The 21,793-nt window shown below is 27.6% G+C and carries 15 protein-coding genes and 1 other annotated feature; of the genes, 2 read left to right on the plus strand and 13 right to left on the minus strand.

Going from position 1 to position 21,793, the window contains the following annotated elements:
• Window positions 1-190: 190 nt before the first annotated feature.
• The 4 genes from HUJ77_RS00095 to HUJ77_RS00110 all read right to left on the minus strand — a co-directional run bounded on the left by HUJ77_RS00095 (window position 191) and on the right by HUJ77_RS00110 (window position 5,499).
• Window positions 191-2,110, minus strand: coding sequence for an oligopeptide transporter, OPT family (locus tag HUJ77_RS00095; RefSeq protein WP_291706530.1), 1,920 nt, complete (start codon window positions 2,108-2,110; stop codon window positions 191-193).
• A gap of 246 nt (window positions 2,111-2,356) precedes the next feature.
• Complete coding sequence (locus HUJ77_RS00100) at window positions 2,357-2,932, minus strand: nitroreductase (RefSeq protein WP_291706531.1); 576 nt, start codon at window positions 2,930-2,932, stop codon at window positions 2,357-2,359.
• Between the two features lie 280 nt (window positions 2,933-3,212).
• A complete protein-coding gene (locus tag HUJ77_RS00105) occupies window positions 3,213-4,409 on the minus strand; it encodes a phosphoribosyltransferase domain-containing protein (protein WP_291706532.1) in 1,197 nt (398 codons plus the stop codon).
• Window positions 4,396-5,499 (minus strand): HpcH/HpaI aldolase/citrate lyase family protein, encoded by a 1,104-nt coding sequence (locus tag HUJ77_RS00110; RefSeq protein WP_291706533.1) that lies wholly within the window; start codon window positions 5,497-5,499, stop codon window positions 4,396-4,398. Before HUJ77_RS00110 ends, HUJ77_RS00105 begins: the two co-directional genes overlap by 14 nt.
• A 175-nt stretch (window positions 5,500-5,674) precedes the next feature.
• Between HUJ77_RS00110 and HUJ77_RS00115 the strand changes: the two genes are divergently transcribed.
• Together HUJ77_RS00115 and asnB are read left to right on the plus strand one after the other, a co-directional pair.
• On the plus strand, window positions 5,675-6,304 hold the full coding sequence (locus HUJ77_RS00115) for a hypothetical protein (protein ID WP_291706534.1): 630 nt from the start codon (window positions 5,675-5,677) through the stop codon (window positions 6,302-6,304).
• Window positions 6,305-6,561: 257 nt separating this feature from the next.
• Window positions 6,562-6,807 (plus strand) — a binding site (T-box leader).
• 50 nt (window positions 6,808-6,857) lie between these two features.
• Window positions 6,858-8,447, plus strand: a complete 1,590-nt coding sequence (gene asnB, locus HUJ77_RS00120) for an asparagine synthase B (RefSeq protein WP_291706535.1) — start codon at window positions 6,858-6,860, stop codon at window positions 8,445-8,447.
• Between the two features lie 54 nt (window positions 8,448-8,501).
• Here asnB and HUJ77_RS00125 read toward each other — a convergent pair whose 3' ends face one another.
• The 9 genes from HUJ77_RS00125 to HUJ77_RS00165 form a co-directional block, all read right to left on the minus strand.
• On the minus strand, window positions 8,502-9,071 hold the full coding sequence (locus HUJ77_RS00125) for a hypothetical protein (protein WP_291706536.1): 570 nt from the start codon (window positions 9,069-9,071) through the stop codon (window positions 8,502-8,504).
• A gap of 149 nt (window positions 9,072-9,220) precedes the next feature.
• On the minus strand, window positions 9,221-12,454 hold the full coding sequence (locus HUJ77_RS00130; RefSeq protein ID WP_291706537.1) for a sensor histidine kinase: 3,234 nt from the start codon (window positions 12,452-12,454) through the stop codon (window positions 9,221-9,223).
• A gap of 217 nt (window positions 12,455-12,671) precedes the next feature.
• Complete coding sequence (locus HUJ77_RS00135) at window positions 12,672-14,570, minus strand: FAD-dependent oxidoreductase (RefSeq protein WP_291706538.1); 1,899 nt, start codon at window positions 14,568-14,570, stop codon at window positions 12,672-12,674.
• Between the two features lie 80 nt (window positions 14,571-14,650).
• Window positions 14,651-15,472 carry a MerR family transcriptional regulator gene (locus tag HUJ77_RS00140; RefSeq protein ID WP_291706539.1) on the minus strand — a complete coding sequence of 274 codons (822 nt, stop codon included), beginning with the start codon at window positions 15,470-15,472 and terminating at the stop codon, window positions 14,651-14,653.
• A 246-nt stretch (window positions 15,473-15,718) separates the two neighbouring features.
• Window positions 15,719-16,489: a CsxC family protein gene (locus HUJ77_RS00145; RefSeq protein ID WP_291706540.1), complete on the minus strand. Its 771-nt coding sequence runs from the start codon at window positions 16,487-16,489 to the stop codon at window positions 15,719-15,721.
• A gap of 181 nt (window positions 16,490-16,670) precedes the next feature.
• The gene (locus HUJ77_RS00150; RefSeq protein WP_291706541.1) at window positions 16,671-17,450 is read right to left on the minus strand and encodes a CsxC family protein; all 780 of its coding nucleotides are present in this window, start codon (window positions 17,448-17,450) and stop codon (window positions 16,671-16,673) included.
• 105 nt (window positions 17,451-17,555) lie between these two features.
• Window positions 17,556-19,064 carry a catalase gene (locus HUJ77_RS00155; RefSeq protein WP_291706542.1) on the minus strand — a complete coding sequence of 503 codons (1,509 nt, stop codon included), beginning with the start codon at window positions 19,062-19,064 and terminating at the stop codon, window positions 17,556-17,558.
• Between the two features lie 194 nt (window positions 19,065-19,258).
• Window positions 19,259-20,404, minus strand: a complete 1,146-nt coding sequence (locus tag HUJ77_RS00160) for a toxic anion resistance protein (RefSeq protein WP_291706543.1) — start codon at window positions 20,402-20,404, stop codon at window positions 19,259-19,261.
• Between the two features lie 27 nt (window positions 20,405-20,431).
• Window positions 20,432-21,592 (minus strand): 5-bromo-4-chloroindolyl phosphate hydrolysis family protein, encoded by a 1,161-nt coding sequence (locus tag HUJ77_RS00165; RefSeq protein ID WP_291706544.1) that lies wholly within the window; start codon window positions 21,590-21,592, stop codon window positions 20,432-20,434.
• Window positions 21,593-21,793: the final 201 nt, after the last annotated feature.

The following is a 21,793-nucleotide window of genomic DNA, read 5'->3' on the forward strand; positions in this document are numbered from 1 at the left end:
TTTATCAAATTAATTATATTTATTATCAAGGAATATTATTTTAAAATAAAAAAGAGTTATTTAGAAAAACCCACCTTAAATATTAGAAATAACTAATATCTAGGTTATTTTCAAACAACTCCATTTATTAAAATTATATATTATATTAAACTATATATTAATTTTTCTTGTTAAATACTTTTGTGTATTCTTAACTCTTTTTCGCCTTAGTTCTTATAATAGGTAATGTTGTAGCTACAACTAAAGCAATCAATAATATTAATCCCATAATATTACTAGCTGCAAAACCAGTTGGTGTCTTAGGTGTTATTATACCTGTTACTTGTAAAATTATTCCAACTAATCCTATTATAGATCCACCTGCAACAAGTCCTGAAGATAAGCTTATTCCATTAGAAACCTTCTCTTCTTTTTCCTTTTCACTGTTACTCATCTTTTCAACTAATACACGAATTAATGCTCCAACTAATATAATTGAAGTTGTTGAAATTGGTAAATAAAAACCAATTGCAATAGTCATTATAGGTAAGTTTAATAGTAATAAAAATAATGCCATTACAACACCAACTAAAATCATTGGCCATGGTAAATCACCAGACATTATACCTGATGTTAATGTAGCCATTAAATTTGCTTGAGGAAGGGCAAATTGTGCCTCTGCTCCTGTCACTGATAATTGGTTTGAAAGTAATAATATAGTTCCTGTTACCACAATTACACCAACTATACTTGCTATAGCAAAGGTGTTTCTCATTTCACTTCTATCTCCACCTATTAGGTATGTTACCTTTTGAGATTGACTATATCCACCTGCAGTTGAAATTGCTACTACCATAAATGCAGCGAATAAAAGTAATGATTTATTATCTGCTTTTGTTGACCATCCCATAACAACAAATACTAGTGTTAATATAACTAAAGATGCTATTGTCATACCTGATACAGGAAGGTTTGATGTTCCTATTGTTCCTGTTAAACGACCAGATACTATAACAAATAATAAAGATAAAATTAATGCAACAATTACTCCTATTATAGCCATCATAATACTTTGTGAAATCATAAATGCTGATATAAAAGCAATTACTACTCCTACTAAAAGTACTATTATTCCACCTGAATTTCTTTCTGCATTAGAATCATTACTTGATTTTGCTTTTAATGTTTCTTTTATAGAAACTACTATTGTTGGTATAAGCTTAAGTGCTCCTATTATACCACCACAAAGCATCATTCCCGCACCAATATACTTAACATAACTTGATGATATTGCATTTACATCCATTTGATTAAGATACATTGCTGAATTATTCCATGATACTATATTCTTATCAGCTAAGTCTGTAAAGTATCCTATTAATGGAGCTATTCCAAAATTAGCTAATATAGAACCTGCAAACATAGTTAAAGATACCTCTAACCCAACTATAAAGCCTATTCCTACTAAAAGTGGATTTACTTCAATAGAAAACTTCCACTTATAAAATTTACTTCCCATATAAGATATTGTGTTATTTATTAAATTTAAAAATGATCCAGTTAAAACATTAATAATACCACTTATTCCAAAACCAATTCCCATGTATTTTACAGCATCTCCATTTCCTTCAGAAGCTACAAGGGTTTCAGATATTGCTAAGGATTCTGGATACATTAAATTACCGTGTTCTTCAATTATTAAATAATTATAAACTAAAGATATAATTCCTATTGAAAATAAAACTCCACCAACACCTACTATTAGGCCTTCCATAAAGGTAACATTATTACCTATTAATATTATTGCAGGTAAAACAAAAATCATACCACTAGCTATAGATTCTCCACCACTAGACATACCTTGGGTTATATTTTTACCAAGTATACCCTTATCACGTGCAAATACACCTATCAGCATTGATCCAATTATTGCACCTGGTATACCTGCCGCAACAGTTAATCCAGACTTCATACCTGAATAAGCTGTAGAAGCTGCAAAAATAGCAGATAATATTATACCAATTATTACAACAGGAATATTTGCTCCTTTTTTTGCCTTATCAGTAACATATGGAACATAATCTTTTCCATGAGTACCACCATAAGCTTCCTTAGGTAACTTTTTATTCATAATATACTCTCCTTCTTTTGTATTTATTATTTTTGTATAACCATTTTGTATAGTAGAATATGTATACATAATAGTTAATAGACTTACTTGTCATTATATTCATCTTACTTATTATCTTCAAAATATATGGATATTATTACATACAATTATTAAATAGAATATTAAATTATTATTAAATAAAAAAATAGTATTAGAATTATAATAAAATCCTAATACTATTTTTTATACCTATTATTTCATATTCTTTTATTCGTGGTCTTTACCATCAATTACAGTAAGCTTTTTATCTATTGCAGTTCTATTACGAGGCTTTGGAACATTATCAATATATCCAACCTGTAAAATAGCTGCTATTTTTTCTCCTGGTGCAACACCAGCAGCTTCTCTAAACTCAGGTAAAGTTAAAAATGAATCAGTTTTCCAAAATACACCTACTTCTCTTTCCCAAGCTGCCAGTTGGAAATTTTGAATTAATGCACAAACCGCTGCATAATCTTCTTCCCTAACAAAAGGCTGTGGATCTTCATGCATTACAACAAGTATATGTGCTGGAACAGATTCATAGTATTTCTTCATTTCTTCAGGGCTTTTTTTCATCTTAGCTCCCTTTGAAGCTACTTCAGCTATTGCATTTGCTATTACTTTCTTACCTTCACCATTATAAATTATAAACCTCCAAGGTTCTCTTAATTTATGATTTGGAGCCCAGCTAGCAACTTCTAGTAACTCACCTAATAATTCTGTAGATATACTTTCATCCTTAAATTTCTTTATTGTTCTTCTTTCCATAATTAACTGTGCCATTGGATATTTTGTAGCCATATTAATCAATCCTTTCTAAATCTATATAAATATTCTAGTAAAAATTAATATAGTTAGACTTCTAACAATATTAATTTAAATCATCATTCAATAATCATATTAATAATGATAATCAATATTTTACAATTGATATTGATTATCATTATTATAATACTACTTTTAAATAATACCTGTCAAGAATCTATAATAATAACTTTAGGCTACAAAATTTATAAATATTAATTTCACTTAAAGTAAACTTAAAAAAGTATATCCATTTTAAATATACATCTCACTTAAATTAAGGCTTATATATCAACATATTATTAGTAAGCTTTACATTTAAATTATCCTCTGAAATTAAAAGTACTAAATCATATTCATCTTCTATTTTTGTTTTATTATAAAAATAGTACTTGTCTCTATTATGAAAGTAAAGATGACTTTCATTAATTAAATATCCTTCTTCCTTTGAGCAATGAATTGGACTTCTAGTGGTACTTTTAAAATAGACATCTCCACTTAAATATGAAGCTATCCTAGAGGGAATATATATATTTTCTCCATGTCCTAGTACTAATATTTTCTTATCTCTTCCTATTCTTTTTTCAATTATCTTTGCAATTTCTTTACTTTCTTCTTCTATTTTTAGAATTTCATTAAAATCTACTCCAAATCTTCCTGTAAACTTTAAATAATCACCTCTTCTTGACATAATATTTAATGAAGCTACAGGAGCTATTTCATCTATTATAACTTCTTTATTATTTACATATACTTTTTTATCCTCTTCATATATTTCACCAGCTATTAAAGATTTTACTTCTATTTCTATATTATTTTCATTAGCAAAATCTTTATATAAATTTCTATATTTAATATTTCTTAAATCTAAAATACTAAGGATTATATATTTCTTTACCTTTGTAACTTTAATTAATTCCTTTATTATATTTAACATAGACTTTCCTGTAGTTATTTCATCATCTACTAAAATTATTCTATTAGCTTCCTTTAATTTATTATGATTTATTAAATAACATCTATGTGTTGTTGCATGTGAATGCTCTTCTTCAAAATTAAATATTGAATTTATATCTTTTATATTTTCTCTTGTTGTAGTTATATAGTAAGAGTTTTCTATAGCTGAAGCCACTGCCATACCTAGTGCTGTGGCTGTTTCTGCAAATCCTAAAACAATGATTTTTTCATTAGTTTTATAAGCTAATTTTATAACATCTTTTATCGCTTCCTCATTGTCCTCTTGATTTTTTATATAATTAATAAGGACTCTTGTCTTTTCATTTTCTCCAAATAAAACTGATGTTAATAGTAAACCAATAACTTTACACATATTAGGTCTTACCTCTATGTGCTTTCCTAAAACCTTACTTATAAATAAAAAGCTTCTCTCATTATTATTTTCTCTATATCCTATTGAAATTAAATCTTTCAAATCCAATTTATATATATTATTTGTTACATTAATTTTCATCATAAACTCCATCCTTATAAAGTAAATCCTTATAAGAAATTTTATTATTAAGAACTCCAAAAGCCTTAGCTCTATTACAGGTTCTTATTGCCCAATTATAATGTGGGGATACTTCATTCATCTTATTATTACTATAACCCTTAAAGACTCCCCCAATCTCTTTGTGATTTAATATATTGGTAGCATCCATATAATCCTCATAATTTACTGAATAAATAGAATTAACATAAATACCTTGAGTTGGATGAATTATTGTTTTCCCACAAAATCCATTTTCTTTATCTAACTTTATTTCTTTAATTAATCCTTTAACCTCTTTAGAATTAATATCATAAGAAAAATACTCCCATACTGGTGCTGAGATTATATATTCTTCTTTATACCTACCAAAGATATTAACTATATCAGAAAGACAGTCATTTATTACTCCTATATCATAAATACTATTATCTCTACTTCTTCTTAATCCAAATTTTGATGAAAAGTCAGTTCCTCCTACTCTAATATTTAAGATTAAATCCTTATATTCATCAATTAAATTTCTTAAATATAGAATTTCTTTCATTCTATTTTCCTTATATATTATTTCTTCACTTTCTAGAATAGGCATTCCATAAATTTTATCATCATACTCATTAATTATGGTATTTAAATGCTCTAAATACTGTGGTCCATTTATCTTATTAAATTTAGGAAATATAAATCCTGTTATTAATTTTAATTGATCCTTAGATAACCTATATGAAAACTTAATAAATTGATAATTGCTTCTAACCCTAATAAATATTAATGGAATATTTTTTTCATTTATTTCTCCTCTTGCTAAATCTTCATTTATCTTATCTAAAGACTTTAAAACATTAATTTCTCCTTTGTCTACATCACTTTCTCTAATAGAATCTTCAAAACAAATAGTAATGGTAGTTATATCCTTTATTTTTCTTAATTTTATCTTGTTATAGATATCCATAAGTGCATTCATATATAAATTAGAGCCTATAGAATACTTTAATAAATCTTTTTTAGAGTATTTATTAAAGCTCATAGGCTCTTTATAAAAACTTTCGCTATTAATACTTTTAAAATGTTTCATTTCAACACCTTCACCCATATAAGATATTATTTTATAAAGTATTATATTTTATGATTTCATCATTTATTACAAGGATTTTAATATTTATTTGTTAACATTTTTTCTTCTTATGTTATATACTGTAATACATGGATTTTAAGATACAATAAATAATTAATTGGAGATGAGTATTTATATGATAACTGAATCCAACTTTGAAAATAATTGCATCTCACCAGATTGTGCTAATTTAATGAAGGAATGTTCAAATCTTTTATATAGAATTCCAGTTTTCCTTAGTCATCCAAGCAGATTAAATTCAAAGCAAAGTAGTTTTGTAAAAAATATAATTTTAGAAATTAAAAAAGCTTTATTATTTCCTAGAACATTGCCAGCAACTGAGCAATATCCAGAAACACCTCTTACAAATATAAGAAGAATGATTTTATCAAGCTATGGTTTTATAGGTCTTAATTTAGCTCAAAGAGAAGTTAGAGTTTTAGAAAATAATTTAGGAAAAGCCTCTGATTTAATAACTTGGGAAGGAAGCCCCTTTACACAAATAGAGCCTTCTATGGCATTTCAATTTGGTCTTCCTGTGCTTTTAATTAGAGAATCTACTGTAGAGCAAACTGGTATATGGTCCTATGGAATTGGTCCATTTTTACTTTTAGAATGGAATCCAAATTTACCTTTATCAGAATTCTTTAATAGCAATGCTTGGCTAGAAATTTTTCAAAACTGGATTTCTCAAGTAAGAAATGGCTTTTATCTTCAAACTCAACCACAATTTAAATATACTTGTACTAGAGATGGAATTAATTAAATATTAAAAGTTAAGGCTTATTATTAATATTTTTAGAAACTCCGAAAGGGGTTTCTTACTACTAATTATTTCACACCAATTAATTAAAATACCTAATTATTATATATTCCAATTACTTCAACAAAATAATAAGACTTCTTTTATGAAAAATTGCACTTAAAACATAACCTATATCCCTTATTAAAATTAGAATTTTATAATTTTTCTAAAAATTTATTGACAAACTATCAAGAAAAACTTAAAATAAATACAATTAATGAAAAGCAAAGATAGAGAGAAGTAGGAAAAGTATCCACCTAAAGTGAGCTGGAGATAGTGAAAACCCAGTGGCAGGGCTTTTTCGAATAACACTCAGTAGCTGCAAACTGAAATATTTATTTTCTATTAGATAAATTAGGGGCGCCGTACTCCATGCGTTATATGGATACCAGTAGTGGCTGGGAAGAGACCTTTATTAAGGTAAATTAGGTGGTACCGCGGATAAGCATCAATTCGTCCTATAATTATTATAAGACGAATTGGTGCTATTTTTATATTTAAGGGGGCTATTAATATGTGTACAATTATGTGTTATACAGGAAAAGACATGGAAATTAAAAAATTTGAAGGGGCATTAAAAAGAACTGAATCTAGAGGTCCAGATATGACAAAAATACTTACTTTACCATCTGGAATTTTTGGATTCCAAAGACTATCTATTATGGATTTAAGCAACAGCGGAATGCAGCCATTTACTAATAATAAAGATGCTGCTATATGTAACGGGGAAATTTATGGTTTTAGAGAAATGAAAAAAGATTTAATAAGAAAAGGCTATAAATTCCATTCAGATAGTGATTGTGAAATATTACTTCCAATGTATTATGAATATGGATTAGATATGTTTTCTAAATTAGATGCTGAATTTGCAACTGTCATCTATGATGGGGAAAAAGACACTTTTATTGCAGCTAGAGATCCAATTGGAATTCGTCCATTATTTTATGGATATTCAAAATCTGAAAAAATCATCTTTGCTAGTGAAGCCAAAAACTTAGTGGGACTTACCGATAAAATAATGCCATTCCCACCAGGTCATTATTATGCTGATGGTAAATTTACTTGCTACTGTGACATTACTGAAATCCAAGGAGACTATTCTAAAGATAAATTAGTAGTTATTTATAAGAAAATCCACGATAAATTAGTAGCTGGTATTGAAAAACGTATGGATGCTGATGCTCCTGTAGGTTTCTTGTTAAGTGGTGGATTAGACAGTTCATTAGTATGTGCAGTTGCTCAAAAATTACATCCTGAAAAGCCAATTAAAACCTTCTGTATTGGTATGACTGAAGATGCAATTGATTTAAAATATGCTAAAGAAGTAGCTGATTATATAGGTAGTGACCATACTGAATTTTATATGACTAAAGAGGAAGTTATTGAAACTTTAGATGAAGTTATTAAAATTCTTGGAACCTTTGATATAACAACAATAAGAGCAAGTATGGGGATGTATTTACTTTGCAAGAAGATACATGAAAATTCTAGTATTAAAGTACTTTTAACTGGTGAAATTTCCGATGAGTTATTTGGCTATAAATATACTGATTTTGCTCCAAATGCAGAGGAATTCCAAAAAGAATCTAAAAAGAGAATAAAAGAACTTTATATGTATGATGTACTTCGTGCTGATCGTTGTATAAGTTCAAACTCTTTAGAAGCAAGAGTTCCCTTTGGTGATTTAGATTTTGTTAAATATGTTATGTCCATTGATCCTGAAAAGAAATTAAATAAATACCAAATGGGAAAATACCTTTTAAGACGTGCCTTTGAAGGAGATTTTCTTCCACAAAGTATATTATATAGAGAAAAAGCAGCCTTTAGTGATGCTGTCGGACATTCTATGGTAGATTATTTAAAGGAATATGCAGAAACTAAATATTCTGATGAAGTTTTTGAAGGCTTATGTGATAAATATAAATATCACGCAAAGCCATTTACTAAGGAATCTTTATTATATAGAGAAATATTTGAAAAGTATTACCATAACCAAGCTGAAATGATAGTTGATTTTTGGATGCCAAACAAAGATTGGGATGGATGTAATGTAAATGATCCAAGTGCAAGAGTTCTATCAAACTATGGAGATAGTGGTAAATAATAAAAAATCAGAGGGGCTGTTGCCACAGCTCCTCCTTATTTTAATTTAATTTACTTAACAGCTTAAATATCTAAACTCTATACTAGTTAAAAGCAATGCACCAGCATAATCATTATCTGCTGGTATACGTGCAACACTCAAGAATGCAAAATCTTCTGCTCTAACAATCTCATTTAAATCAAACTCTAAAACATAATGATTATACTCAAAGTTTCCTGGTGAATTTTGAATTCTAATATTTCGTTTATTAATTGTTCTTAACTCTTCTATTCTTACAACGCCATTTTTTCTAGTAAATAAAGAAGAAAGTCTTATAGAAAATCTATTTCCAGTTGGTGTATTTGAATTATCAGTTAACAAATGAACAAATACTTTAGTTTTTCTAGAAGTATTATAAGCATCTCTTGGTACATTAAAAGTTAGTGAATATTCTTCTTCATCACCTTCTGGAAGAAGCCATCCTAATATCCTAAGAGGTGAATTAGCACTTCCAAGTGGTACTGTATCTGGTTCTGTCTCTTCAGCATCATTCATAGTTCCTGCATTAAATACTAGTGATTCATATTCTAATCTATTTTCTAGCCCATAATCTAATCCTTGTCCAAAACAATATTCATTTGACATATTAAATCATCTCCACATTATTTTAAGGCCTTACTATTATATTATATTACACACTAATAATTATGTTACTGAAGATTAATTATTCTATAGTCAATTTACTAAGTAAATTATTAATTTTAAATATTACCAGAGTTTTAATATAGCACTTATTATATAACTGGAAGCCCTACAGTAAATCTACTACCTTTATTAACTTCACTTTCAAGTCTAATATATCCATTATGTAGTTCTGCAATGTGCTTAACAAGTGTAAGTCCGATTCCACTGCTACTTGCCTTTGATACCCCTGTTCCTTTAACCTGTGAAAATCTTTTAAATATAAAGTCTTGATCTTCCTTAGATATTCCTATTCCTGTATCTTCTACAGTAATTTCAATGTGCTCATTAACTTCCTTAATTAGCACTTTAATTTCTCCACCCTTAGGAGTAAACTTAACTGCATTAGCTAATAAATTAACTACAACTCTTTCAATTTCAGTACTATCAAAGGAAATTATCTTTTCTTCTATATCTGGATCTATTATAAGAGATATACCCTCTTCTTCTATAAACTTACTCATATTAAGAGCAGTTTCCTCCACTACATTTACTATATCATTATTCTTTTTATTTATTACATAATGTCCTGTTTCTATTTTTGAACTATCTATTATATCATTTATTATTTTTAATAAGTTATCACAATTTCTACTTACAATATTCATATATTCCGCAGATTTTTCATAAGTCATATTTTTTTCTTTAACTAAAGCTTTTACTAATTGAACTGTTGATGATATAACATTTATAGGAGTTCTAAGTTCATGAGATAAATTAACAAAATAAGAATTTTTAAGTTTTTCTTTATCTATTATCTCTTTGCTTAACCTTTTATTTTCTTCTAATTGCTTATTAATCTTTTTTGTTTTTTGAGCTACTAACTTATGTAATATATTAACGTAATTAAATATATAAGCAGCTATAACTATAGCAATACCTATATAAATTACATAAGCCAAAGGTGTTTTCCATATTGGATTTTTAACCCTTATATTAATGCTTGTCTCATTTGTTAGTTCACCATTAGAGCTTCTTGCTCTTAATTTTAATATATATTTACCAGGTTCTAAAGATTTAAAATCTAAGCTACTTTTAGAATCTATATATATCCACTCTGAATCAATTCCTTCAAGAATATATTCATAAGTAGTATTATTTATATTTTCGTAGTTAGGTAAAAAATAATCGATGGTTAGGTTTTTATCATTATATTCTAAAATTAATTCTTTTCCATCATAAATAACCTTATTTTTTCCAATATAAATATCACCAATTACAACTTCATTTACATTATTATTATATACAACTATATCATCTGGATAAAAATATGTTACTCCCTCTGTACTTCCAAATGCCATCATCCCATTACTAAACTTTATTCCTGAGTTTAAGTTAAATTGATATCCATATAATCCATGGATTTTATTGAAATTAATAATTTTTTCATTTTCAATCTCAAATTTATTTAATCCCTTATTTGTGCTTAGCCAAATGTTATTATTATCATCTACTAATATGGAATTTATAAAATTATTGGTTAATCCATTAGCTGTAGTATATGATGTAAATTCTTCATTTTCTAAATTGAATTTGATAAGTCCTACATTTGTTCCTATCCATAGGTTTCCTAAGTTATCAAAATTCATACAATTAATATAATTCTTATTTAAAGAATAACTATTATATTTTTTTATAACTCCTTTTTTCTTATTATATTTAATTACTCCTGTATCAATTCCACCAAGCCATATAATATCATCATCTTTATAATCTGGTAATATATATCTTATACGTCCTGGATTTATATTAAAGCTTTTTAAGTTTTCATTATGATATGTGATTTCGCCTGTATCTATATTATAGGAATAAAAATTTGTTGTAGATGAAAGCCAAATATTTTCTTCATCATTATACAAATAATTTAATTCTGAAGAGTATCCCTCATCAATAAAATGATATTTACATCTATAATCTTTAGTATTAAGTGAAATTACCTCTTTATTTGTTGTAATTACAATCCAATTATCATTTGATTTAAATAAGCTTTTTATATGTTGATTCCTTAAACTTATTCCATTCTCATTATCATATATTCTAGTTATCAAGTCTCCATTTATACTATTATATATATATATACCATCATACTTAGTAGCTATCCATAAATAGTTATCATCCTGTAACATAGACACAATATTTTTATCTTTTAAATTTATTTGTTCCTCAAAGAAATTAAATTGATTATTTTTATTTAATATATTTATCCCCTTATCTGTACCAATCCATATAGTGTTATTAAAATCCTCATAAAAACAAGTTATAACATTACTACTAAGAGAGTCACTAAAATTTTCATCCTTTTTTATTATTACAGGGTAATTGTTATTAGGAATATATTTTAATATTCCATTACTACTAGATATCCAAATATTACTCTCACTATCAGATAAAATGAAATTATTATTATAACATTCCTCTTCCTTTATATTACTATAGGTTTCTATTATCTTTTTTTCCTTAAGAGAATATTTTTTTATTCCCTCATTATTAACTATCCATACAAATGTATTTTCTATTTCTCTTAAATCAAAAATAAGAATTCCTTCTTTTGTTGATATCCATGGATTGCCCTCTTTGTCCATTTCTATATTATATATATATAATTTATCTCTATGAATTTCATTTTCATTATAAATAATATTTAAATCTTTATCTATTACATTTATTCCATCTTTAGTACCAACCCATAATTCTCCGTTTTTCCCCTCTTTTAAAGAAGTTATAGAAGAACTAGTTAAGGAATTTTCATTGTTCTTTTCATTGTAAAAAGTCTTATATTCTCTGGTTATAACATTAAACTTCATTAATCCATTTTCTGTACCAACCCACATAACATCTTTATCGTAGCTGCTCCTTAATAATGAAGTAATTTTTAAATCTCCTAGATTATATTTATCATTTTCAATATCCTTCATTCTTACAATTTCATCTGTATCTCTAATTAAAAAATCTAAACCATTATCAGTTGCTATCCATATATTCCCATGAGAATCTTCTTCAATTGCTGTTATATAGGTAGAGCTTAAAGAATCATTACTTTGATTATTACAATTATATATCTTTATTCTTTCCCCATCATATCTATTAAGACCATCTATAGTACCTATCCACATGTAACCCTTGCTGTCTTGAAATATTGTTGTCACATACTCATTAGAAAGTCCTTCATCAATAGATAATTTTTCAAATCTCTCCTTTTTCACTAAAGTTGCAGAAACCTTTAAAGGCATTATAATATCTATTAGAAAACATGTTACTAATGTAAATATTAAAATTTTGTTTCTCATGTCTTTTCTCCCTCACATTTTCCTTATATATATATTTTTTTTTTCATATAGTATTTATATAATATAATTAACAACCCTTTAATACTTACACTATTTTAACATAAAACATTCTAATTTTATACAAAATAATACAATTTATTTAACTTTTATAATACAAAAGATATATCAGTACAGATATCTGTATTGATATATCTTTATTTGTATAATATATATTAGATTATTTATTAGTTATATATTTGTACATATTTCTTCCAGCTAAAGTACCTGATCCTAAAGAAAGTCCAAATGCTGATCCTTCATTATCGTAGTATGGTGCAGTAAATAAGCTTCCTGCATCTATTCCAGCTACATATAATCCTTTAATAGGTTCATTGTTCTTATCTAAAGCTCTTAAAGAATCATCAACTTTAACTCCACCAATTGTACACCATGCACTTGGTTCATATTCAAATACATAATATGGTCCATTGTTTATTGGTGTTAAGAATGTTGGATCTTTTAAGAATTCACTATCGTGTTTTGCTTCACAATACTTATTGTATTGTTCAACTGTTGATACTAAATTATCAAGTCCAAACTTTTCAGCTAATTCTTCAATTGTATCTGCTTTGTAAGCCCAACCTTGGTCTATAGCTTCTTGTAATTGTGATTTAGCTTCTGTTAATACTTTTACATGTGCTATTGAATTTGGTGCTGACTCTGATAAGTTCCTTGCACCTGCAACCCAGCTTTCAGGACTACCTAAAGTCTTGAATATACCTTGTTCACAAACTGAATTATAGTATGCTTCATCCATTACGGCATAGTATTTTCCATATCTTAATGTAGCTTCTGCTCCACTTAATGGTTCTGATGCCATTATTTCTTCATTAAAGAATCTATTTCCTTCTCCATTAACAAGTAATCCACCATAGATACCAAATCTTAAATTTTGATTACTACTAAATGACCAAGTTCCAGCCTTTGAGTTTGAAGCTGAGAATTCATTTGCAACTATACCCCAGTTTTTATCTTCTACTCCACCTGCTGCTAATGTCATGTTAATTCCATCACCAGTTGATAAAGTATTTCCAAGTGGGTTTATTGTAATATTACCAAATTTATTTTCAATTATTTCTTGTCCACCTAAGTATCCACCAGTTGCTAATAATACAGCATCTGCATTAATAGTAACCTTTGTTCCATTAGCTTTTGTAGCTTTTATTCCTACAGCAACTCCATTTTTATCTAAGATAACTTCTTCTCCAGTAGTTTCAAGCATTATAGTTCCACCATTTGCTGTTATTTTATCTGCTAAGAAGCCCATTCTATCTACGCCTTTTTCTTTTATTCCATGTCTTGCTCTAAATCCTACACCATAAGCATCTTGTCTTAAAGTTACAGTTAAACCTAAATCATCTAACATATCTATTGTTTCGCCAGTAACTTCTAAAGTCTTACGAAGTAAAGAATCATTTATTGTGCTGTTACCAAATCCAGACATATGTTCAAATAATTCTTCTGTAGTAAGGTCTTCACCTTCTGCTGCTTGAACCTTAGTTCCAGTAGCTATAGGACCACCAGCATTTGCTCCATTACTAACAGCAAGGCTTACACCTTTTTCTATAACTATTACCTCAGCGCCTAAACCTGATGCACTAATTGCAGCTGTTAATCCTGCTGCACCACCACCAACAATAACTATATCTGTATTGTAAGTTTCTTCTTTATTTGCAGTTTCTGTTTCTTTTTTATTGTTCTTTAAAGCTTCTACATCTCCATTAGCTTGCTTTACACAATCTTCTACCGCAGAAACAATTGCATTAGTAGTTAAACTTGCTCCTGATGTAGCATCTACTTCTAATGTTTGTCCTTCAACAATAGATTTTATTGTACGATCGATAGCTTCATTAGAAATTCCTTCTGTTTCATTACTTTCTAATACTTCAACAGAAACTATTGAATCTTCATTAAACACTACTTTTACTTTTACATCACCATTTTTCCCAGTACTTACAGCAGTATATTCTCCAGGTGTAAAAGAAAGCTTTTTCTTACCTGAATCACATGATACTAAACCTAGTACTAAAAGCATTGATAACATAATGCTTAATAATTTCTTCATGTTCTTTTTCATCAAGTATCCCCCTAATTTGTCAAATTTGTGTCAATCAATTCAGAGTATAAAGGTTGCACTAAGTGCAATGTCAATACATTTTATTCTACAGGTATATATATAATAAATCCTTTGCTTCCATCTTCATATTTAAGCTTTACACCATTAAAATAGATATCTCCTACAACCTTCATATTATTTTCTTTTATGTATTCTAAGGCATCTTCAATAAATTCAATAAACTTATCATTTTTATTATGGTTCTTTGTATAATAAACTAAGCATTTCCCCATCTTAAGTATTTCGCCTTCATTACTTATATCAATTCCCATTTCTATTGCAGCCTCTAAATCTAAGGATATTCCATAGTCCTTTCTAATATTATCTATGTCACTAATATACTGATGTTTTATACGGCTACAATATTCTGTTACAGGTAGCATATCTACAAATTTTGAAAATATGTCATATTTAGAAATTGTAAAATCTAAGCCTTTAGAGGCAGGTATAAAAACTTTATCTTTAACTTCTTTAATTTCATATTTATTTTCACCTGATTTCACACGTTCTAAGTTATTTCTAGTTCCTTTTATTCCTTCTAATTGTTTATTAAGATTTAATATTTCTTCTTCTATCTGTGTTTTTCTTTCATCCAGCTTTTCTATAATTGAATCTACATTACTTTCTTCAATTATATCTAGAGAATCATCTACACTAATTCCTAAGGCCCTAAAATGCTTAAATCTATTTAGTTTAAAAGCATCAAAATGAGTAAAACTCCTATAATTATTAGCTTCCTTTTTAGGCTTTAACAAATCAATTCTTTCAAAATATCTAAGAGAGCTATAGGGCAACCCCACCATAGCACTAAATTCCTTTGCTGAATACTTTCTAAGCTTTAAATCCTCTTTCATATTTTCCATAACTCCTACTATTATTTCTACTTCATTTATTATTCTTCAAATTATTTATCACTTAAAATAGCCACATTATTTTAACATAAATATATCTTTTTTCATACTTTTTCTTTGTGTATTTTTTAACATTTTTTACTCATAAATAATAAGTTAAAGTAATAAAAAACAGACTTAAATCTTCATTTTTAAGTCTGTTTTTATTAAGATATTCCAATATTTCAATTTTTAATCTTATAGTGTGCCCTAGCACAATCATTCTGCTGTTATTCTTACTTGTTGCTTTTGCAATATTTTTAAAGTTAGATTTAAAATTATTTTTTCTGTAACTTTAGTAAATGTTTTTTCTCTATTTGATGTGCAATTATAAGGGGCATTTGTGTTAATATCCACTTCAATAATCTCAGCCTTAACTATCTCAGTAAACGGTTTTTCATTAAAAACTTCTGTAAAAGCTGAACTTTCATCACAAGGATTACTACCAACAATAGTATCTGAGCATTCATCACAACCTTTAATTTTATTTGTGAAAAATTCTATTTCACAGGGAATTGAATTTCCCATAAAAATAGGTTCTCTAATAAAATTGATTCTTGTTGTAAAATTAAATGGTACATTAAAACTAGAATATCTTATATATCCGCAATTATTTGGAACACCTTCTGCATTATAAGTTTTAGGTACATACTCAATACTTTTCTTAATAAGTCCTTCTACAAAAAGTATTCCATTATCTCCACAGTTATCCTCTGAAAATGGAATTATGCGAGATTGAGTTAAATACACATTTTTTCTTATTCTATTAATTTCTAATACTTCTTTATCTAATGTAATAGTAGCTTCAATAGGAAGTTTAACCTTTACCTCTGCTAGTACTACTGGAACCTTAATAACTAAAGGACCACATTCAATAGTATTAGGTATTATATCAGCTTCTTCAATTAATGGTTGTACTTTAGAATTAACTGAACTGCAAGAATTAGACACAGTTTTACCATCATTAATAATTATTTTATTATCATTCACTATAGGGCTTCCTCCCTTTTATCTAAGTATAGATAATTCATTTATTTAATGTATAATATACAAAATCCCCCCTTTTAGTACATTATAAATTCAAAAAAAAAATCCTCAATAGCTTTATATTTAAAGCTATTGAGGATCATTATTTAATATTACATTTTACTCAAATCTTATATTGTAATTATTAGATTCCTATTGCTGTAACATTTACTTGTTGTTTTTGTAATACTTTTAATGTCAAATTAACTACTACTTTTTCTGTAAGCTCAGTAAAGAATTGTTCTACTGGAGCATTACAAGTTGAATATGGTCTTGTGTGAATATCAACTTCTGCAATATCAGCTCTTACTAATTCAGTAAAAGGCTTTTCATTAAATATTTCTACATTGAAAAAACTTTGATCACAAGTATTACGTCCAATTATTGGATCTGCACAAGCATCACAACCTCTACGTTTATCTGTAAAGAATTCTAATTCACTTGGTCCAAAATTAGTCTCAAAAATAGGTTGTCTAATAAAAGTTACTCTTGTTGAAAAATTAAAAGGTACTTCAACTGTACAATGTCTTATATATCCACATATATTAGGAGTATTTGGTGTACTACAAGTTTTTGTTGCATACTCAATATTCTTTCTAATAAATCCTTCTACAAATAATATTCCAGTACCGAATTCGCTATCTTGAGAAAATGGTATAATACGAGATTGAGTTAAATATACATTTTTTCTTATTCTCTTAATTTCTAAAACTTCTTTATCTAATTTAATAGTAGCTTCAACAGGAATTGTAATATTTACTTCTGCAAGTACTACTGGAAGCTTAACAACTACAGGTCCTGGTGTAATAACTGTAGGAGTTACAGGAATTTGCTCAGTTAAAGTTTGATTAGTACTCTTAACAGTTGCACATCCATTCATTCCACCTAAATTATCATTTGTACATTTATTATTATTATAAATCATAATAACACTTCCTCCATTTTGTTTACAAAAAGTAATTTAACCTTATATTACATAATAGATAAAATATCTCTTTTTGTGCATTAATGGATAAGTATTTTTATATTTTTATTCCACAGGCATAGTAGCTTTAAATCTTTCTTCACGACTCATTTGTGAAAGTTCTATAACATGGTCTAATTTAAGATTTAATGCCTTAGCCATTCTTTCACCATATTCTCTATCTGCAAGATAGCAATGAGCAGTATGCCTATATTTTATGTTATCACCAATATTTCCCATATGTCTTACTGTATTTCCAATTAAAAGTTCTCTTTTTTCTTCTGTCATTAATCTATATAAATCACCTGGTTGATAGAAGCAATCATCATTTTTGTCATGGTATTGACTATAATGATCCATATATTCACCAACTTCAAGAGGTGGCTCATTATAAGATTTATCATCTTGCCATACTCCATAGCTATTTGGTTCATAATGCTTTGTTGCTCCATAATTTCCATCCACACGCATTTGTCCATCACGATGGAAGCTTGAAACCGGGCATTTAGGTGCATTTACTGGAATAGAATGTGCATTAACACCTAAACGATAACGTTGGGCATCTCCATAAGAGAACAATCTACCTTGTAGCATCTTATCAGGTGAGAACCCTATACCAGGAACTACATGAGCTGGATTAAAGGCAGCCTGTTCAACATCTGCAAAATAATTTTCAGGATTTCTATTAAGTTCTATTACTCCAACTGGAATTAAAGGATATTCCTTTTTACTCCATACCTTTGTTAAATCAAAAGGATTATCTCTATGATTTTTAGCTTGTTCCTCGGTCATTATTTGGAAGTACATAGTCCATCTTGGAAAATCTCCTCTTTCAATGGCATTAAATAAGTCCCTTTGATTACTTTCTCTATCCTTTGCAATTAATTCTTCTGCTTCTTCATCTGTTAAATTCTTTATTCCTTGTTGAGTTCTCATATGGAATTTAACCCAAACTCTTTCATTTTTATCATTAATTAAACTAAAGGTATGACTTCCAAATCCATGCATATGACGATATGTAGCTGGAATTCCTCTATCACTCATTGTAATTGTTACTTGATGAAGTGCTTCAGGCAATAGTGTCCAAAAGTCCCAATTATTTTGTGGAGACCTCATATTAGTTTTTGGATCACGCTTTATAGCATGGTTTAAGTCTGGGAATTTAAGTGGATCTCTAAAGAAGAATACAGGAGTATTATTACCTACTAAGTCCCAATTTCCTTCTTCAGTATAAAACTTCATTGCAAAACCTCTTAAATCACGTTCTGCATCAGCCGCACCACGTTCCCCTGCAACTGTAGAAAAACGTATAAACATTTCTGTTTGTTTTCCAATTTCAGAAAATATCTTAGCTTTGGTATATTTAGTAACATCATGTGTTACAGTAAAAGTACCAAATGCACCACTTCCTTTGGCATGCATACGTCTTTCTGGTATTACCTCTCTATCAAAGTGAGCAAGTTTTTCTAGATACCATACATCTTGTAGAGCCATTGGGCCTCTTCTACCTGCTGTAAGAACATCTTGATTGTCTCCAATAGGAGCACCAACTTCATTTGTTAGTTTCTTATTCATAAAACCCTCCTCATTTCAATATTTTTTTATTTTTTATATTAAGTATACATTTTAAAATTAAAGTTTTAAAATACATTTGCAGAATATTAAGAAAATTGTAATTTTATGTTCTTTTTTGCGTATAAAAAAATTCTCTTATAGTAAACGACTTTTAACTGTCTACTTTAAGAGAAGTAATTTTTATTTTATATTTATTATTGTGGTTTAAATTTTAAAAGTTTATTTTTTAATTGATCTTCTATAGTTCTTAATTCAACTTCAGCTTCCTTACGCTTTTGACGTCCTTCTGTTTGGATACGAAGTATTTCATCAAGAGTTGAAATTAAAGACTCATTAGTAACTTTAAGAGTTTCAATGTCAACAATTCCTCTTTCTGATTCCTTTGCAGTTTCTATAGTTGAAGTTTTTAATATTTCTGCATTTTTACGTAAAAGTTCATTTGTCATATTAGTAACTTCACTTTGAACTTTTGCTGCATTAGAGGAATGTGCAACTCCTAGAGCTAAAACTATTTGACTCTTCCAAAGAGGTATAGTGTTAACTATTGTTGATTGTATCTTCTCAGACATTAAAGAATCATTATTTTGAATTAATCTAATTTGTGGAGCCATTTGAAGAGAAATCATCTTAGTTAATTCTAAATCATGAATTTTCTTTTCAAATCTATTACAAAGTGCAAGAAAATCATTTACTTCTTGAGCATCTTGAGGAAGTCCAGTAATTTTTGCTTTTTCTTGTAACTTAGGTAACTCCTCTTGTTCTAACTTTTGAAGCTTCTTTTTACCTGCTAGTATATACATAGAAAGTTCTTTAAAATAAGCCTTATTTATTTCATACATCTTATCTAACATTGCAATATCCTTTAAAAGCTGTATTTGATGCTTTTCAAGATTATTACACATTTTATTAATATTATCTTCTACCTTATCATACTTAATCTTCATTTCAGAAATCTTATTCTTTCCTTTTTTGAAGAATCCAAAGATACCCTTTTTATCTTCTGTATCTTCAAAATTCTTTAACTCATGAACTACACTAGAAAGCATATCACCAATCTCACCTAAATCTTTAGTTCTTACATTGTTTAAGGCTGTTTCTGAAAAGTCTGAAATTTTCTTTTGAGCACCTACTCCAAACTGTAAAATAGAATTAGAATTTTTTATTTCTATTTTATTTACAAATTCATCTACCATACGCTTTTCTTCATCTGTTAAATTAATTTCATCAACTATTTCTTCTTTTTTCTCTTCTTTAACTTCTAAATTAATAATCTCTTCTATTATTGGTTCAAAAACTAGTTCAGGCTTTAAATTAATGTCATCTTTAAATTCATCACTCATTATAAATTCCTCCATCTCGCTTCAAGCTTATTTTTTGAAATCCTCTTCTGTTAATCCTTCTTGTTTAAATAAAGTTTTTAAGACAGAAATATCTGTTGAAATATCTAAAACAACATCCTCATATAAATCATCTAATAAATTTTCAAATGCATTATTTATAATATCAATACTTTTTTCAATTTCACTTTTAGCATTCTTTATATTATCTCCTTGTACTGCTTGCCTAGTTAAATCTCTATAAGAATTAATAAGCTTTATAGTAATAGGAAGATAATGATTTATAAACTTATTAACTTCTTGAAGCTTTTTAGGATTCTTTTCAACATAATTAAGTATTTGGCTTGCTATACCTTGTAATTTATCTATCTTAAGGGCTATTTCTTCTTTATAAAGCTCATTTCTTGTAGCCTTTATTTCTTCAATATATTTTCTTCCCATTTTAATTATAGAATTTAATTCCTCTTCTTCAGACTCATTTATATTTCTATTTAGCTTTGCCTTTTCATCTAATTCTGCCTTAGCTATTTGTTGTTTCTTTAATTTTAAATAATCAGTATAAACATCATCATTTAGCATAAAGTAATTTTTTTCATCATCAATATGACCTTCTGTAAACATGCCTAAATTAATCATCTTATTAAGATCTTTAATAACAAAAGCTTCTTTTTCTTTAGCGAATCTAGCTAGATCCTTAATTGAGCAGTAACTATTATCTTCAATAAATCTTACATAAGTCTTAAAGCGCTTTACCCTTTTCCTTAAGTTTACACCTCTAGATAATAATCCTAAGCTTATTCCTAAAAGTAATACTATTACTATAAAGGCAGCTAATGTATCAGCAACTAATTTGCCAAAAAACAACATAAATATCATAAATATTAATAATAAAATTCCAAATAACATAGTACCTAACAATCCAAATATCATATATATAATTCCTGATATAGTTCCAGCTGGTCTTTTATCAATATATGTTGCTATATTGTTTTTAGCCTTCTTATTTAATTTAGTATAATTATTTTCTATTTTTATATTAAACTCATTTAGCTTTGACTTAAATTCATTTATTGTATCTTCAGCTTTATAGCTAATATCTCTTTTTAAATTTACGAAATCTATAGCATTAAAAGCATTTTTCACTGTATTCATTATCTGGTCTTCTAAATCGGAAAAATCTCTTCTATCCATTCTACATCCTCCAAATTATTTTATTAAAATAAACATAAAATTAAATATAAACAATACTATATCTTCATTATAATAATTCAATTTTATTATATCTTATTATTAAATCAATTACAATTTATAACAACTACATAACTATATTAAAAATTTTAATAATAAAAAAGATATATTAATACTTATATCTACTAATATATCTTTATTAAT

It is taken from the genome of Clostridium sp., assembly GCF_021443865.1.
In the GTDB taxonomy this organism is placed as follows: Bacteria; Bacillota; Clostridia; order Clostridiales; family Clostridiaceae; genus Clostridium.